The organism is Agrobacterium cavarae (assembly GCF_004310285.1).
Taxonomy (GTDB): Bacteria; Pseudomonadota; Alphaproteobacteria; order Rhizobiales; family Rhizobiaceae; genus Agrobacterium; species Agrobacterium cavarae.
The window spans coordinates 76,303-91,692 of the sequence record NZ_SISF01000031.1 but is presented as its reverse complement, the minus strand read 5'-3'; the positions used below and the strand labels follow the sequence as shown (position 1 = coordinate 91,692).

The window sequence follows — 15,390 nt, the reverse complement described above, 5'->3', positions numbered from 1 at the left end:
GACATAGTCGCTTCGATACTCGGCCAGATCAGAAACTTGCGCAACCACCAGAAATGGCGTGGTCTATTCGCGACAGGTTCCGGCCCTTAGCGGTCGTTGCCAGTGCTACTTGAAGCTCTTAACTTGAGCTATGAGGTCGAGACGTTGATGGGAAGCAAATGGAACCTGTAGAGGGAAGTAGCCTACATCATGTGGCGGTGACTGCAACGACCGCTGATCACATTGATAGTTTCCATCAAGCGCTCGATCTTGTGGCGCGGGAAAGGAGGTATCTTACGATGATGGAGGCGTTACCGCTCCCAGACACGCGAAGGTTCGTCCTCGATATGATAAATCAGGGAAATCCCCATTTCGTTGCGACAGTAGCAGATCAGGTTGTCGGCTGGTGCGACATTTCCCGCCACTTCTTTCCGGCGCATAGACATCGAGGGAGTCTAGCGATGGGCATTATTCCGGCCTACCGGGGCAGAGGTCTCGGAAAACGTCTCCTGCTGGCGGCGCTAAACCAAGCTAGAGCCTCAGGTTTTATTCGCGTTGAGCTGTCGGTGCACGCTGACAATACAAGGGCTATGGCTCTCTACGAAAAGATTGGCTTCATCCGTGAAGGTGTTCAGAGGCGCAGCGTCCTCATCGATGGTCGCTTCATCGACGCAGTTAACATGGCGCTGATGCTGGACGAGCAGTGACTGCAATTGACGCAAACCAGTCCTAGAGAAGAAATCAGGGAAGCTGACCGGCTCTCGCACCGGCGCCAGTTCTCCTGTCAGCTTCGGCGCATCTTTCGTTATCGCGACCCTCTGCTCGCCGACCCGCCCTCAACCCTCTCCGGTCTTCCTCGCCAGAAGCCCGTTAAGAAGCAGATCGAGGTGAGCAGCGCGGTAGCCCTTTATGTCGATGTCCATGGCTTCTTCGAAGATGATCCTCAGAACGGTGAGCGTCATCAGCGGCGCGATGACGAGTTCGGGGAAGGCGATGTAGTCGCTTTTCAGTTCGCCGGCTGCGGCACCTTCCTTGATGAGTTCGATGATCCTGTCGATCAGGGGCTGGAAGACGCATTGCTCATGCCGGGCGACGATGTCGGGGAATTTCTGGCCCTCGGCGATGATCAGCTTGAGGATTTCGCGGTTCTGGCGGTCTTGGTCGAGATGATCGTAGAGTGCGCCCAGAAGCGACCGGATCTTCTCGGAGGCCGTGCCGGTGCGGGTGTCCTCGCTCTTGACGATGTCGGCGAAGGATGTCGAGGCGTGGCGGATGGTGGCTTCGAAGAGAATTTCCTTGGTTTCGAAGTACACATAAATGGTGCCCTTGGTGACGCCGACATGTTTGGCGATGTCCTCAACCCGTGTTGCGGCGTATCCGTTCTTGACGAATTCGGTGAAGGCCGCGTCCAGGATCTGCGCGGGGCGGAGCTCTTTCTGCTCGGCGCGCGTCAGTTTCTTTCCCGCCTTGGAGTGGCACAGCTTAAACATCGGTGATCGGCATCCCATTCCTTTGGCATCGATAGTGCTGAAGCAAGTCGCAATCTCTCAGATTCGCGTCCAGCTTCGTTGCTTGCTTTATCGCATATCGTTATCGCAAAACCGCTGTACAGTTTTTCGTGCAGCAGGCTTCAGAAGTTATCATTGACTTTCCAGTCAGTCAAATATACGCAATCACGATATCTCGATGATAAGGCCCAGCCATGAAGCAGCCACCCATGAAGCAGATTTTGAGCGTGCTCCTGATTGCGAGCGCCGGTTTTTTGACCGCGTGCAGTCCAAAGGAAGGCGAAGGAGAACCGGACTTGCGCCAGGTCCGGGTGGTGACGGTTGAGAACAGCCAGGTGGTGTCCGGCGGAGCCGTGACCGGCGAAATCCGCGCGCGTATCGAGACCGATCTGTCCTTCCGTGTGGGCGGCAAGATCATCGATCGTCAGGTGGATGTTGGAGACCATGTGAGAGCGGGACAGGTTCTGGCGCGCATCGATGCTGAAGAGCAGCAGGCCGATCTGGCGGTTGCCGAGGCCAATCTCGAGGCCGCGGTGGCGCAGCGCATCCAGGCGGAGCTGGCCTTTGCCCGCCAGCAGAAACTCTTCGAAACGCAGGTGACGCCACGCTCGGCGCTCGATCAGGCGCAGGAAGCGCTTTCCACCGCGCAGGGCAGTGAGCGGTCGGCGCAGGCCCAGCTCGGCAGCGCCAAGGAAGCGCTGTCCTATACCGAACTGAAAGCCGATCAGGATGGGTTGATCACCGCGCGCAATGCCGAAGTGGGGCAGGTGGCGCAGGCGGCATCGCCCATCTTCACGCTGGCGCAGGATGGCCCGCGCGATGCGATCTTCGAGGTGGTGGAAACCCTCTTCCTCGGCCGCGAGATTCAGCCGGAGGTGAAGATCACGCTTCTGACCGATCCCGAGCGGCAGGTGATGGCCAAGGTCCGCGAAATTTCCCCCACCATCGATTCCTCCACCGGAACGGTAAAGGTGAAGGTCGGGCTTGGTGTGAACGTTCCCATGCCGCTCGGCGCTGCCGTGCAGGGCAATTTCCTCTATGAGCCGCAGGCCGCCATGGTGCTGCCCTGGTCGGCGATTTCCTCCAAGGATGGAAAGCCGGCCGTCTGGGTTGTCGATCCTGCCTCGTCCAAAGTGGCGCTGCGCGTCATCGAGGTCGAAGATTATGAAACGGGTCATTTCATCGTCAAGCAGGGGCTGAAGCCCGGTGAGAGCGTGGTGGCCGAGGGTGGCAAGTTCCTGCGCCCGGATGAAAAGGTCGCTTTCGAGAAGGTGGCAGCACAATGATCAGAACGAATATTGCGACCCTCCTTCTGTCGGGACTGCTGCTTTCCGCCTGCAGCGAGGATAAGTCCGAGGCCCCACCGCCGCCGCCGCGCCCCGTGCTTTCGGTTGTGGCGAAGGAGGTTCCCGTGCAGTCTCTCAGCTTTGCTGGAACGGTGTCTCCGCGCTTCGAGGCCGAGCTTGGCTTTCGCACGCTGGGGCGTCTCACCTCGCGCACCGTCAGCGTCGGCGATCTCGTGCAGAAAGATCAGGTCATTGCCACCATTGATCCGACATCGCTGGAGCTTGCCGTGCGCAGCGCCCAATCGGATCTTTCCAATGCGCAGGCGCAGCTTCGCAATGCGCAGAGCACGCAGCAGCGCCAGTTGCAGCTTGCCGAAACGCGCTCCGGCACCCGGGCCGCGCTGGAAGAGGCGGAACAAGGGCTGAAGACTGCGAGCGCCTCCGTGGCGCGGGCGCAGGCCAATCTCAACAAGGCCAATGAGCAGCTGAGCTATGCGCAGCTTGCCGCCGAATTCGACGGCGTGGTGACGGCAACCTCGGCAGAACTCGGCCAGGTCGTGACCGTCGGCCAGGTGGTGGTGACGATTGCCAAGCCGGACGAGCGCGATGCGGTGATCGACGTGCCGCAGTCCATTGCCGAGCAGTTGAAGCTTGGCACGCCATTCGATGTGGCGCTGCAGCTCGATCCGCAGGTGCGGGTGGCGGGCACGGTGCGCGAGATTGCGCCGCAGGCCGATACGGCCACGCGCACGCGCCGCACGAAGATCGCGCTTGACCATCCGGGTGATGCCTTCCGGCTGGGTGCGGTGATCCGCGCCTCGGCCAGCATCGCCTCCAAACCCAATCTGATGCTGCCGGCCACCGCCATCCGCACGCGCGACAGCCAAACCGCCGTGTGGATCGTCGATGAGGCCGCCGCCAAGGTTGCGCTTCGCCCGGTCGTGCTGGAGGGTCCGCCGAACGCCTATGGCTATGTGGTTGTCAAAGAGGGCGTGAAGCCGGGGGAGCGTGTCGTTATTGCAGGCGTCAACTCGCTTGAGGACGGGCAGTCCATTCGCATCGATCAGGAGCGCGTACAGTGAAAAAGTTCAATCTCTCCGAATGGGCATTGGCGCACCGCTCGCTCGTCTCCTACTTCATGATCGTCTTCCTGATTGCGGGCGTGTTTTCCTATCTCAATCTCGGGCGCGAGGAAGATCCGAACTTCACCATCAAGACGATGGTGATTTCCGCCACCTGGCCGGGTGCGACGGCCGAAGAGGTCAGCCGTCAGGTAACGGACCGCATCGAGAAGAAGCTGCAGGAACTGGAATCGCTCGATTATACCCGCAGCGAGACGACCGCCGGCAAGACCACCGTCTTCCTCGAACTTCTGCCCACCACCAAGGCGCGGGATGTGGAGCCGACCTGGCGTCGCGTTCGCAACATGATCAGCGATATCAAGGGCGAGTTCCCCTCCGGCGTGCAGGGGCCCTTCTTCAACGATCGCTTCGGCGATGTCTTCGGCAACATCTTTGCCTTTACCAGTGATGGGCTGTCCCAGCGGCAGTTGCGCGATCTCGTCGAAGATGCGCGCTCCAAGATCCTGACCATCGAGAATGTCGGCAAGGTCGACATTATCGGGGCGCAGGACGAGGCGATCTATCTGGAGTTCTCCACCCGCAAGATCGCAGCCCTTGGCATCGATCGCCAGTCGATCATCGCTACGCTGCAGGCGCAGAATGCGGTGACGCAATCCGGCTTCGTGACCGCCGGGCCGGAGCGCATCGCCATCCGGGTGGGCGGGCAGTTCGCCTCGGAAAACGCGCTGGAATCGATCAACCTGCGCGTCAATGATCGCTTCTTCCCGCTGACGGATGTGGCGACGATCCATCGCGGCTATGTCGATCCGCCGACGGCACTCTTCCGTTACAATGGCAAGCCGGCCATCGGTCTTGCCATCGGCATGCGGGCCGGTGCCAACCTGCTGGAGTTCGGCGAGGCCGTCGACGAGCACATCAAGGCGGTCGTCGCAGACCTGCCGATCGGCGTCGAGGTCAACCGCGTGTCCGACCAGCCGGCGGTGGTGGAGGAGGCTGTTTCCGGCTTCACCCGCGCATTGTTCGAAGCCGTTGCCATCGTTCTCGTCATCAGCTTCATCAGCCTTGGTCTTCGCGCCGGTCTGGTGGTTGCGGTGTCCATTCCGCTCGTGCTCGCCATCACCTTCGTCTACATGGAATATACCGGCATTTCGTTGCAGCGCATCTCGCTTGGCGCGCTGATCATTGCGCTCGGTCTTCTGGTCGATGACGCGATGATTGCGGTGGAGATGATGGTGGCGCGGCTGGAGGAGGGCGACGATCTGCGCAAGGCGGCGACGTATGTTTACACGTCTACCGCCTTCCCCATGCTGACAGGCACACTCGTCACCGTCGCGGGCTTCATCCCGATCGGCCTCAACAGCAGTGCGGCGGGTGAGTTCACCTTCACGCTGTTTGTGGTGATTGCGGTTTCGCTGCTGGTCTCCTGGATCGTCGCGGTTCTCTTCACCCCGCTTCTCGGCGTGTTGATGCTGCCCAAGACGATGAAGCAGCACCACGACAAGAAGGGCCGGGTTGCGACGATCTTCTCGCGTCTATTGACGACAGCCATGCGCTGGCGCTGGGTGACCATTCTGTTGACCATCGGCGTCTTCGGCGTGTCCGTCGCGGGCATGGGTCTGGTGCAGCAGCAGTTCTTCCCAAGCTCCGACCGTCCGGAACTGATCATCGACTGGAACCTGCCGCAGAACAGCTCGATTGCCGAGACCAACCGGCAGATGGCAAAGTTCGAGCAGGACAAGCTCGCCAACAATCCCGATATCGACCACTGGACGACCTATGTGGGGCAGGGCGCGCCGCGCTTCATTCTGTCCTTCGACGTGCAGAACCAGAACGTCTTCTTCGGCCAGACGGTGATCGTGCCGAAAAGCCTGGAAGCGCGTGACCGCGTGCGCGGCGATTTCCAGAAATATCTGAACGAGACCTTCCCCGGCACCGATGCCTTCGTGAAGCTGCTCGATATCGGCCCGCCTGTCGGCAAGCCGGTGCAGTACCGCATCAGTGGGCCCGACATCCAGAAGGTGCGCGATATCTCCATGCGCTTTGCTGGTGTCGTCGGCCAGCATCCGCTCTTGACCAACATGATCTTCGACTGGAACGAGCCATCGCGCGTGGTCAAGGTCGATGTGTTGCAGGACAAGGCCCGCCAGCTTGGCGTGAGCTCGGAAGATATTGCCACCGTGCTGAACAGCATCGTCGAAGGCGCGAGCGCCACGCAGGTGCGCGACAACATCTACCTCATCGATGTGATCGGACGCGCGGATGCTCAGGAGCGTGGCTCGATCGAGACATTGCAAAACCTGCAGATTGCAGGCTCCGACGGAAAGCTCATCCCGCTCTCGGCCGTGGCAAACCTGCGCTATGATGTGGAGCAGGCGATGATCGCATCGCGCGATCGTATCCCGACCATCACGCTGAAAGCGGCGATCAAGGGCCCGACACAGCCGGCGACGATCGTCACCCAGCTTCAGCCGCAGGTGGACGCTTTCAGCAAGACGCTGCCGGTCGGCTACAAGGTCGAGATCGGCGGCGCCGTGGAATCGAGCGCCGAAGCGCAGGGACCGATTGCCGCTGTCGCACCGATGATGCTGTTTGCCATGGCGACGATCCTGATGATCCAGCTGCAGAGCTTCAGCCGCCTGTTCCTGGTCTTTGCGGTGGCTCCAACAGCGCTGATCGGCGTGGTGGCGGCACTGCTTCTCAGCAACGCGCCGATGGGCTTCGTGGCGATCCTCGGCATCCTGGCGCTGATCGGCATCCTCATCCGAAACTCGGTCATTCTGGTGGTGCAGATCGAACATCTGCGCATGGAGGGCGTGCCTGCCTGGCAGGCGGTGATTGAGGCGACCGAGCACCGCATGCGCCCGATCATGCTGACCGCGGCGGCTGCAACACTGGCCCTGATCCCGATCTCACGCGAAGTCTTCTGGGGGCCGATGGCCTATGCGATGATGGGCGGTATCGTGGTCGGCACGGTGCTGACACTGCTCTTTTTGCCGGCGCTTTACGTGACCTGGTTCCGCATCAAGCCGGAGGAGAAGACGGCCGAGCCAGAGGCGAAGGCCGAAGGCGACGCCAAGCCGGTGTGACAAAAGGCCCTGCTCGTGGTTCACGGGCAGGGCTTTTTCTTTCGCCCATGATTTTAGCGTCGTGGTGTCCGCTCAACGTATTGGAGAAACTGGCGCGTGCCCGTGATCAAGGGGCGAAAACCTTTCGGTCGTCATCCTCGGGCTTGACCCGAGGATCCATGTTTTTCAATTGCTTAACGATGGGGAAGTGGATCCTCGCCTCAAGGGCGAGGATGACGGGGAGGAGAGGTTTGGCTTCACATCAACGTCGCGTGGAACGGAACTCGGCTACCTCATAGGACAGAGTATACGACCTACGAATAATTCGCGTCGTCGACTGTGGTGTCGCTAAACCGCTGAAACCGTTAACCGATCTTACGACGCGCCGGCGCCGCGCATGCGGGCGAGGCCGTCGACCGCGGGCTTGTATTTGGGGTCGAGGCGGGCGGCGTGGTTGTAGGACTTCAGCGCCTTGTCGCGTTCGCCGCGGCGCTCATAGACCAGTGCCTGGTTTGCCCAGGATTCCGCACGGCTGTCATCCAGCGCAATGGCGTGGTTGAAATCGGCGAAGGCGTTTTCGTCGTCGTTCAGCGCCACATAGGAAATGCCACGGCCATTGTATGGCTCGGGCGAGTTGGGCGAAAGCGAGATGGCCTTGGAGAAATCTTCGATGGCCTGGCTGTGCTGGTTGCGCAGCTGGTAGATCAGGCCGCGATTGTGATAGGCGCGGCCATCGGTGGTGTCGGTGTTGATGGCGGCGGTGAAGTCGTTGAAGGCTTCGTTGGTGCGGCCCGTCTGGCGGTAGAGGTTGCCGCGACCGATCAGCGCCACGTCGTAATTCGGGTTGATCTGCAGCGCGCTGTTATAATCCTGCAGCGCCTGCTGCTGCTGGCCCATGTTGCGGTAGACGAGCGCGCGGTTGGCGTAAGCCTGGTAGAAGCGCGGATTGAGCTGCAGTGCCTGATTGAAGTCGGCAATGGCGCGCTTGGAGTCACCGGCGCGGCCGTAAGCCGAGCCACGGACGTTGTAGCCTTCCGGATCCTGCGGGTTGGCGTTGATGACCGAGGTCAGTGAGGCGATGTTCTGTTCAGACCCTTGCGCGCGGTCGATCTGGAAAACGTCGTTCGTGGTGTTGGTGGTGGCGCAGCCGGCAAGCGCCGCAACCATGCCGCAGAGGATGAGGGTGGAAGAAAGCCGCATGGTTTTTCTCTGAGATACGCCGTGGAACAGGGCGATAGGACGTCTGGATTCACCGGTATCAACAGCGTTCATGCGGTATGGGTTCCCTCTCAAGGCTGATCATGCAGAGCCAATTATGCAGGCCCGATCGTGCAAAGCGAATTCAGACATGCTAAACCGTGTCGCGATCTTTCAGATCCGCTCCTTCACGCTTTAGGCCTTCTTCTTTCGCATGTCGTTATCGCAAAACCAGTCACCACTTTTGCGCGACATGCTTTAGACCGCCGTGCATCCAATTGGACGCACAAAGGACGCTCTATCTTCTTTGAGCTGCGCATCGTGCTTTCCAAAAACCCTATCCGATTTTTGGGCCGATGCTGTAAAACTCAAAGAGCGGCGGCGAAATAATCGCCCCCGCCCCATAAGCATTCAAAAACGTCGAAAAGACGGCCTATTAGCGGCTCGCAGCACGTGGAGCAGCAATCAGACCTTCGCGCTGCATGCGCTTGCGAGCAAGCTTGCGAACGCGGCGAACGGCTTCAGCCTTTTCGCGAGCGCGCTTCTGCGAAGGCTTCTCGTAATAATCACGCATCTTCATTTCGCGGAAGATACCTTCGCGCTGCATTTTCTTCTTGAGAGCGCGAAGCGCCTGATCAACGTTGTTATCGCGGACTAGTACCTGCACGTGAATCCCGTTCCTTTAGGTTGGTTATCTTGCCATGCGAATAAAGGCATTCGCAGGCAAACAAAAAAGCGTTCGTGTGGCCGGGTTGGCCGCGCGATTGGTGTGGTGCAATATCAGATCGTTTCCTTGAAGTCCAGCCGTTAACTGTGTCTCTCGGTGAAAATACAAGGGGTGCCGAGAAAGTTATGACGCATGTCAAAACAATCATGTCGCGGCGTCGCAAAATGAACACTGAACACTGCGCATATTTGCCATTCATAGGTCTCAGCCGGAATAATCCAGCGTGTCTTCAGGGAGTTGCTTGCGAATGCGCAAATTTTCTGTTTTTGCCGTGGCTCGCGAGGCAATGCGGGCCCACAAGGGGTGGGATGCCCAATGGGCGTCTCCCGAGCCGCGCAAGGAATATGACGTCATCATCATTGGCGGCGGCGGCCACGGTCTCGGTGCCGCTTATTATCTGGCCAAAGAACATGGCATCACCAACATCGCCGTTCTGGAAAAGGGCTGGCTCGGCGGCGGCAATACCGGCCGCAACACCACCATCATCCGCTCGAACTATCTCTATGAAGAGAGCATGGATATGTACGAGCATTCCCTCAAATTGTGGGAAGGCTTGAGCCAGGATCTGAACTACAACGTCATGTATTCGGCACGCGGCGTGATGATGCTGTCGCACAATGTGCATGACCAGCAGTCCTTCAAGCGCCATATCAATGCCAACCGCCTCTATGGCATTGACAATGAATGGCTGACGCCAGAGCAGGCCAAGGCCTACTGTCCGCCGCTCGATATTTCTGCGAACGCCCGCTATGCCATCAATGGTGCTGCCTTGCAGCGTCGCGGTGGTACGGCCCGTCACGATGCGGTCGCCTGGGGCTATGCCCGTGCGGCGTCCGATCGCGGCGTCCACATCATCCAGAACTGCGAAGTCACCGCGATCCGTCGTGGTCCGGATGGCGCGGTCACGGGTGTGGAAACCAATCGTGGCTTCATTGGTGCCAAGAAGATCGGCGTATCGGCGGCCGGTCATTCCTCCGTCATTATGAAAATGGCCGATGTGCGCGTGCCGCTTGCTTCCAACCCGTTGCAGGCGCTGGTCTCCGAGCCGCTGAAACCCATCTTCCCCTGCGTGGTGATGTCCAACACCGTGCATGCCTATATCTCGCAGTCCGACAAGGGCGAGCTGGTCATCGGTGCCGGTACCGACCAGTACAATTCCTATTCGCAGACCGGCGGCTTGCAGATCATCACCCATACGCTGGACGCCATCTGCGAACTCTTCCCGATCTTCCGTCGTGTGAAGATGATGCGCCAGTGGGGCGGGATTACCGACAACACACCGGATCGTTCGGCGATCCAGAGCGTGACGCCGGTTCCAAACCTCTTCGTCAATTGCGGCTGGGGCACGGGCGGCTTCAAGGCCACGCCAGGCTCTGCGCATCTCTTCGCGCATCTGATTGCGCGCGGCGAGCCGCACCGGCTGGCGGCGGGGCTGAACCTCGACCGGTTCCGCACCGGACGGTTGATCGACGAGGCGGCAGCCGCGGCGGTTGCCCATTGAAGATGCCGGCTGCTCTCCTTGCAGCTATGTGTATGGCCTCTGCGGCCGAGGCCGGTCCGGTCGTTCCCGAGGCTGGCGATTTTCGAGTGCAGGCCATCCGCAAGGTGCAAGGAGAGGACAACTGGCCGTTTCTGGCAGAAGAGGGCTTCCTGATGTGCGCTCCAAGCCTTGGCCAGAAGCTCGTCTATTTCGTGCCGAAGGGTGCGTATGGCGAGAATGAATATCCCGTTGCCCTCGACAGCAATCTGATGTCGATGGCGATGGTCAATATCGGGCGCGGCAACGCGTTTCGGCCCTATGCGAATTTTGAAGATCTGACGAACAGGCTCTCCCCCTACATCACCATGGGAAAGCGCCTGTGTGACCAACCCGCCGGAACGGTGATTCCGGAAAGCTCTCTTTGAGGGAACATCATGCTGCTGATCCGTTGTCCATATTGCGAAGAAGAACGCTCCGAGCTGGAGTTCCGCTGGGCTGGCGAGGCGCATATTGCCCGCCCTGAAAACATTGCCGGGATCTCCGACGAGGAGTTTTCCGAATATTTCTTCATGCGCGATAACGACAAGGGCATGGTCTATGAGCGCTGGCGCCATATCCATGGCTGCGGCCGCTTCTTCAACGCGGCGCGCCATTCCGTGACCGACAAGTTTTACCTGACATACAAGGCGGGCGAGCCGAAGCCGGATGAGGCTTCGCTTCTCTCCTCCAGCGAAGGAGCAGCCCGATGAGTGGCGCTTACCGTATCAAGGGTGCCGGCCGCCTGACGCCCGCCCGCACCGCCCGCTTCAACTTCGACGGCAAGAGCTACACCGCGCTTCAGGGTGACACCGTTGCTTCCGCACTGCTGGCAAACGGCGTTCACCTGATCGGCCGCTCGTTCAAATATCACCGTCCGCGCGGCTTTCTGTCTGCCGGTCCGGAAGAGCCGAATGCGCTGATCGATGTGTCGCGCGATGCATCCCGCCGCCAGCCGAACGTGCGCGCCACGGTGCAGGAAGTCTTCGATGGTGCGATCGTCTCGTCGCAGAACCGCTATCCGTCGCTGTCCTTCGATGTCGGCGCGATCAACGATTTCTTCTCGCCCTTCTTTGCGGCGGGCTTCTACTACAAGACCTTCATGTGGCCGAAGGCGGCATGGCACAAGCTCTATGAGCCGATCATCCGCCGTGCCGCCGGTCTCGGCAGCGCGCCGAGAGAGGGCGATACCGATCAATATGCCAGTCGCTTTGCCCATTGCGACGTGCTGGTGGCCGGTGGCGGTGCTGCCGGTCTGACGGCGGCGCTTTCCTCGGCCAAGACCGGCGCCAAGGTCATGCTGGTGGATGAGAACCCGACGGTTGGCGGTGCGCTGCGCTTTGAAAGCGCCACCGTGATCGACGGCAAGAACGGCTATGACTGGGCGCAGTCTGTGCTGGCCGAGCTGAAGGCCATGCCGAATGTGGAAGTGCTGACCCGCACCACCGTCTTCGGTTACTACAACCACAACTTCATCGGCCTGGCCGAGCGCGTCACCGACCACCTGGCAAGCCCGGCGCTGCATGAGCCGCGCGAGCGCCTGTGGCAGGTGCGCGCCAAGAAGGTGGTGATGGCGACCGGCGCTATCGAGCGCCACATGGTCTTTGCCAATAACGACCGCCCCGGCATCATGCTGGCGTCCGCTGCACGCACCTATCTCAACCAGTATGGCGTGGCTGTCGGCCACAATGTCGGTGTCTATACCGCCCATGACAGCGCCTACGAGGCGGCTTTCGACCTGAAGCGCGCCGGTGTGAAGATCGCGGCGATCGTCGATTGCCGTCCCAACCCGAGCGCGAAGCTTCTGGACGAGGCACGCGCGCTTGGCATCGAGGTTCTGGCTGGCCACAGCGTTTACGATACCGCGGGCCGTCTTCGCGTCACCTCCATGACCGCTGGCCGCAATGGCGGTTCGGGCAAGCGCAAGATTGCGATCGATGCGCTGATCGTCTCGGCCGGCTGGACGCCATCGGTGCATCTCTTCTCGCAGTCTCGCGGCAAGCTGAAATATGATGCGCCGAACCAGCGCTTCCTGCCCGACGTGCACGTGCAGGACTGCGTTTCGATCGGCGCCTGCAACGGCACCGACGATCTCTCCGCGCTGCTTTCCGAAGCGGCGGCGGCTGGGGGCGGCGAAGTTGCCGTTTCCGGCAGCAATGCCAACACCTGGACCGGCGGCATGATCGGCGCTGCCGAAGGTGCGGGTGCCGACCACAGCGTCAAGGCGTTCATCGACTTCCAGCACGATGTCTGCGCCAAGGATATCCGCCTTGCGGTGCGCGAAGGCATGCACTCCATCGAGCACATCAAGCGCTTCACCACCAACGGCATGGCGTCCGACCAGGGCAAGATGTCCAACATGCATGGTCTTGCCATTGCATCCGAAGCCCTTGGGCGCGATCTGCCGAAGGTCGGTCTCACCACCTTCCGCGCGCCTTACACGCCGGTGACTTTCGGTACGCTGGTTGGCCATTCGCGTGGCAAGCTGTTCGACCCGGCCCGCAAGACGCCGATGCATGCCTTGGAAGAGGCAGAAGGTGCGGCCTTCGAGGATGTCGGCAACTGGAAGCGCGCCTGGTATTATCCGCGTGCGGGCGAAGACATGCATGAGGCCGTCAACCGCGAGTGCAAGACGGTGCGCGAAAGCGTCGGCGTCTTCGATGCCTCCACGCTCGGCAAGATCGAGGTTGTCGGCCCGGATGCGGCGAAGTTCCTCAACCTGCTCTACACCAATGCCTGGGATACGCTGAAGCCCGGTCGCTGCCGCTATGGCATCATGACCCGCGAAGACGGCTTCGTTTATGATGACGGCGTTGTCGGTCGTATGGCGGAAGATCGCTTCCATGTGACGACGACGACGGGCGGCGCGCCGCGCGTGCTGCACCACATGGAAGACTATCTGCAGACGGAATTCCCGCATCTCAACGTCTGGCTGACCTCCGCCACCGAACAATGGGCGGTGATCGCGGTGCAGGGACCGAAAGCGCGCGAGGTGATTGCGCCGCTGGTGGAAGGTATCGATCTGTCGCCGGAAGCCTTCCCGCATATGGCGGTGGCCGAGGGCAAGATCTGCGGTGTGCCGACGCGTCTTTTCCGCGTGTCGTTTACCGGCGAACTCGGCTTCGAAGTCAACGTGCCCGCCGATTACGGCCCGGCCGTGTGGCAGGCCATTGCCGAGCGGGCGAAAGCTGTCGGCGGCTGCCTCTACGGCACCGAGACGATGCACGTGCTGCGCGCCGAAAAGGGCTACATCATCGTCGGCCAGGATACCGACGGCACGGTGACGCCCGACGATGCCGGCCTTGGCTGGGCCGTCTCCAAGAAGAAGACGGACTTCGTCGGTATTCGCGGTCTGCAGCGCCCGGATCTGACCCGCAGCGGCCGCAAGCAGCTCGTCGGTCTGTTGCCGAAGAACGCGCATGATGTGCCGGAAGAGGGCGGCCAGATCGTCGTCGATCCGAATTCACCAAAGCCGATGACGATGCTCGGTCACGTCACGTCGTCCTACTGGTCCGAAAATCTCGGCCGCTCCATCGCCTTCGGTCTGGTGGCCGATGGCCGGGCGCGGATGGGTGAGACCCTCTACATTCCGCTTGCCGACAAGACGATTGCAGTCGAGGTGACGGACATGGTGTTCTTCGACAAGGAAGGAGGCCGGATCAATGGCTGATTTGGCGACAGCAAAGCGTACATTCGTTCTCGACGGCGTGCATGGCGGCTCCGCCGGCACCTCCATCAAGCCTGCGGCACCGGCCTACCGGCTGGTGCTGCGCGCGCGGCCAGAGGCAATCGAGGCGGTGTCTCAGGCGCTTGAACTTGCCCTGCCGACACGCCCGAAAACCTCTGCGACATCGGGACTGCGCTCGGCCTTGTGGATCGGCCCGGATGAGTGGCTGGTCATCGACCAGGGCGAAGCCGACCTGATGGCAGCACTTTCCGGCACAACCGGACTGTTTTCCGCCACCGACGTCTCCCACCGCAACCTCGCCATCATCGTCTCCGGCCCCGGGGCCGAAACGACGATCAATGCCGGCTGCCCGCAGGACCTGTCGCTTGCCGCCTTCCCGGTCGGCGCCTGCACCCGCACGGTCTTCGGCAAGGCGGAAGTGGTGCTGCTGCGCGTGGCGGATGACACCTTCCGCGTGGAGTGCTGGCGCTCCTTTGCAGACTATGTGTTCGGTTTGCTGGACGAGGGTTCGCGGGACGCTTGAGGCGCGCCTAAGTCACTCAGGCGCCCTCAGCCGTTGAAAAGATGGATCCTCGGGTCGAGCCCGAGGATGACGCAGGTTGAGTTTTGCCCGTGATCCTGACGAGCATCCCTTTCCCGTTTTTCCTACTGCCTTGATCCCAGCGCCAGACGGCAGGCGAGCCCGGCAAAGACGCTTGCCAGCAGATATTGCGGCAGTTTGGGAAGGCGGCTGATTCCGGAAAGCCGCTGGCGGATGTTGCTGCCAAGAAGGATCACGGTGCCATTCACCAGAAAGCCGATGCCGTTCAGGATGGTGGCGAGGATCGCCATCTGGAGCACGAGCGCATTGCCATCCGGATTGATGAACTGCGGAAAGAGCGCCAGAACGAAGAGCGCCATTTTCGGGTTGAGGATGTTGGTGGCGAGACCTTCCAGAAAAATCCGTCTTGAGGACAGCCGTTTCAGTCCGGTTGTGGGTGAAAAGCCTGCGCCCTGTGAGCGCACGGTTTTGACGGCAAGATACAAGAGATAGGCGCAGCCCGCCCAGCGGACGATCTCGTAGGCGACCGGTACCGTCAGAAACAATTGCGAGAGGCCCAAGGCTGCGGCAGCCGCGTGGCAATAGGTCCCGGCGGCTATACCGGAATAGGTCAGAAAACCTGCGGACCGGCCCTGGCTGACACTGCGCGAGGCGATCAGCAGCATATCGGGACCGGGTGTAGCCGTCAGCACCAGGGCTGCGGTGGCAAAGAGCATGAGGGTCGGGAATTCCGGCATGGTATTTTCCTTTTGAAAATGAGGCCGGAATTCCGATCTATCATGGACAACGCAGATAGCAAGC

At 60.7% G+C, this 15,390-nt stretch carries 13 protein-coding genes; 9 read left to right on the top strand and 4 right to left on the bottom strand.

The genetic code is table 11. The features are described 5' to 3' along the window. Positions 1 to 158 precede the first annotated feature (158 nt). Positions 159 to 686 (top strand): GNAT family N-acetyltransferase, encoded by a 528-nt coding sequence (locus tag EYC79_RS13835; protein ID WP_130978368.1) that lies wholly within the window; start codon positions 159 to 161, stop codon positions 684 to 686. 129 nt (positions 687 to 815) lie between these two features. On the opposite strand, the gene EYC79_RS13830 is transcribed toward EYC79_RS13835, so the two are convergent. After that, positions 816 to 1,469, bottom strand: a complete 654-nt coding sequence (locus EYC79_RS13830; RefSeq protein ID WP_130978367.1) for a TetR/AcrR family transcriptional regulator — start codon at positions 1,467 to 1,469, stop codon at positions 816 to 818. A 227-nt stretch (positions 1,470 to 1,696) separates the two neighbouring features. Here EYC79_RS13830 and EYC79_RS13825 point away from each other — a divergent pair, with 227 nt between their 5' ends. From EYC79_RS13825 to EYC79_RS13815, 3 genes are read left to right on the top strand one after another with little or no spacing between them, the layout of a single operon-like run. Continuing rightward, positions 1,697 to 2,773 carry an efflux RND transporter periplasmic adaptor subunit gene (locus EYC79_RS13825; protein WP_130978366.1) on the top strand — a complete coding sequence of 359 codons (1,077 nt, stop codon included), beginning with the start codon at positions 1,697 to 1,699 and terminating at the stop codon, positions 2,771 to 2,773. Continuing rightward, positions 2,770 to 3,855 carry an efflux RND transporter periplasmic adaptor subunit gene (locus tag EYC79_RS13820; protein ID WP_130978365.1) on the top strand — a complete coding sequence of 362 codons (1,086 nt, stop codon included), beginning with the start codon at positions 2,770 to 2,772 and terminating at the stop codon, positions 3,853 to 3,855. The genes EYC79_RS13825 and EYC79_RS13820 overlap by 4 nt, the downstream gene beginning before the upstream one ends. After that, positions 3,852 to 6,941, top strand: a complete 3,090-nt coding sequence (locus EYC79_RS13815; RefSeq protein ID WP_130978364.1) for an efflux RND transporter permease subunit — start codon at positions 3,852 to 3,854, stop codon at positions 6,939 to 6,941. Before EYC79_RS13820 ends, EYC79_RS13815 begins: the two co-directional genes overlap by 4 nt. Before the next feature lie 354 nt (positions 6,942 to 7,295). Here the strand turns inward: EYC79_RS13815 and EYC79_RS13810 are convergent, their stop codons facing one another. Then, positions 7,296 to 8,120, bottom strand: a complete 825-nt coding sequence (locus EYC79_RS13810; RefSeq protein ID WP_236760235.1) for a tetratricopeptide repeat protein — start codon at positions 8,118 to 8,120, stop codon at positions 7,296 to 7,298. Between the two features lie 433 nt (positions 8,121 to 8,553). After that, on the bottom strand, positions 8,554 to 8,784 hold the full coding sequence (gene rpsU, locus EYC79_RS13805) for a 30S ribosomal protein S21 (RefSeq protein ID WP_062427830.1): 231 nt from the start codon (positions 8,782 to 8,784) through the stop codon (positions 8,554 to 8,556). Positions 8,785 to 9,091: 307 nt separating this feature from the next. On the opposite strand from rpsU, the gene EYC79_RS13800 reads away from it, so the two are divergent. From EYC79_RS13800 to EYC79_RS13780, 5 genes are read left to right on the top strand one after another with little or no spacing between them, the layout of a single operon-like run. Then, the gene (locus tag EYC79_RS13800; protein ID WP_112520933.1) at positions 9,092 to 10,345 is read left to right on the top strand and encodes a sarcosine oxidase subunit beta family protein; all 1,254 of its coding nucleotides are present in this window, start codon (positions 9,092 to 9,094) and stop codon (positions 10,343 to 10,345) included. Between the two features lie 32 nt (positions 10,346 to 10,377). Further along, positions 10,378 to 10,749 carry a hypothetical protein gene (locus EYC79_RS13795; RefSeq protein ID WP_245495286.1) on the top strand — a complete coding sequence of 124 codons (372 nt, stop codon included), beginning with the start codon at positions 10,378 to 10,380 and terminating at the stop codon, positions 10,747 to 10,749. Between the two features lie 9 nt (positions 10,750 to 10,758). Beyond that, on the top strand, positions 10,759 to 11,073 hold the full coding sequence (locus EYC79_RS13790) for a sarcosine oxidase subunit delta (protein WP_113261852.1): 315 nt from the start codon (positions 10,759 to 10,761) through the stop codon (positions 11,071 to 11,073). Continuing rightward, a complete protein-coding gene (locus EYC79_RS13785; protein WP_130978362.1) occupies positions 11,070 to 14,030 on the top strand; it encodes a sarcosine oxidase subunit alpha in 2,961 nt (986 codons plus the stop codon). The genes EYC79_RS13790 and EYC79_RS13785 overlap by 4 nt, the downstream gene beginning before the upstream one ends. Continuing rightward, a complete protein-coding gene (locus tag EYC79_RS13780; RefSeq protein WP_112520936.1) occupies positions 14,023 to 14,571 on the top strand; it encodes a sarcosine oxidase subunit gamma in 549 nt (182 codons plus the stop codon). Before EYC79_RS13785 ends, EYC79_RS13780 begins: the two co-directional genes overlap by 8 nt. Before the next feature lie 122 nt (positions 14,572 to 14,693). On the opposite strand, the gene EYC79_RS13775 is transcribed toward EYC79_RS13780, so the two are convergent. Further along, complete coding sequence (locus EYC79_RS13775; RefSeq protein WP_130978361.1) at positions 14,694 to 15,326, bottom strand: LysE family translocator; 633 nt, start codon at positions 15,324 to 15,326, stop codon at positions 14,694 to 14,696. Positions 15,327 to 15,390: the final 64 nt, after the last annotated feature.

What these genes read in the sequence shown, in the direction of transcription:
- EYC79_RS13795 (WP_245495286.1), top strand. Translation starts at nt 10,378, where the DNA reads ATGGCCTCTGCGGCCGAGGCCGGTCCGGTCGTTCCCGAGGCTGGCGAT.
- EYC79_RS13790 (WP_113261852.1), top strand. Translation starts at nt 10,759, where the DNA reads ATGCTGCTGATCCGTTGTCCATATTGCGAAGAAGAACGCTCCGAGCTG.
- EYC79_RS13800 (WP_112520933.1), top strand. Translation starts at nt 9,092, where the DNA reads ATGCGCAAATTTTCTGTTTTTGCCGTGGCTCGCGAGGCAATGCGGGCC.
- EYC79_RS13825 (WP_130978366.1), top strand. Translation starts at nt 1,697, where the DNA reads ATGAAGCAGATTTTGAGCGTGCTCCTGATTGCGAGCGCCGGTTTTTTG.
- EYC79_RS13830 (WP_130978367.1), bottom strand. Translation starts at nt 1,469, where the DNA reads ATGTTTAAGCTGTGCCACTCCAAGGCGGGAAAGAAACTGACGCGCGCC.
- EYC79_RS13780 (WP_112520936.1), top strand. Translation starts at nt 14,023, where the DNA reads ATGGCTGATTTGGCGACAGCAAAGCGTACATTCGTTCTCGACGGCGTG.
- EYC79_RS13820 (WP_130978365.1), top strand. Translation starts at nt 2,770, where the DNA reads ATGATCAGAACGAATATTGCGACCCTCCTTCTGTCGGGACTGCTGCTT.
- EYC79_RS13810 (WP_236760235.1), bottom strand. Translation starts at nt 8,120, where the DNA reads ATGCGGCTTTCTTCCACCCTCATCCTCTGCGGCATGGTTGCGGCGCTT.
- EYC79_RS13775 (WP_130978361.1), bottom strand. Translation starts at nt 15,326, where the DNA reads ATGCCGGAATTCCCGACCCTCATGCTCTTTGCCACCGCAGCCCTGGTG.
- EYC79_RS13835 (WP_130978368.1), top strand. Translation starts at nt 159, where the DNA reads ATGGAACCTGTAGAGGGAAGTAGCCTACATCATGTGGCGGTGACTGCA.
- EYC79_RS13785 (WP_130978362.1), top strand. Translation starts at nt 11,070, where the DNA reads ATGAGTGGCGCTTACCGTATCAAGGGTGCCGGCCGCCTGACGCCCGCC.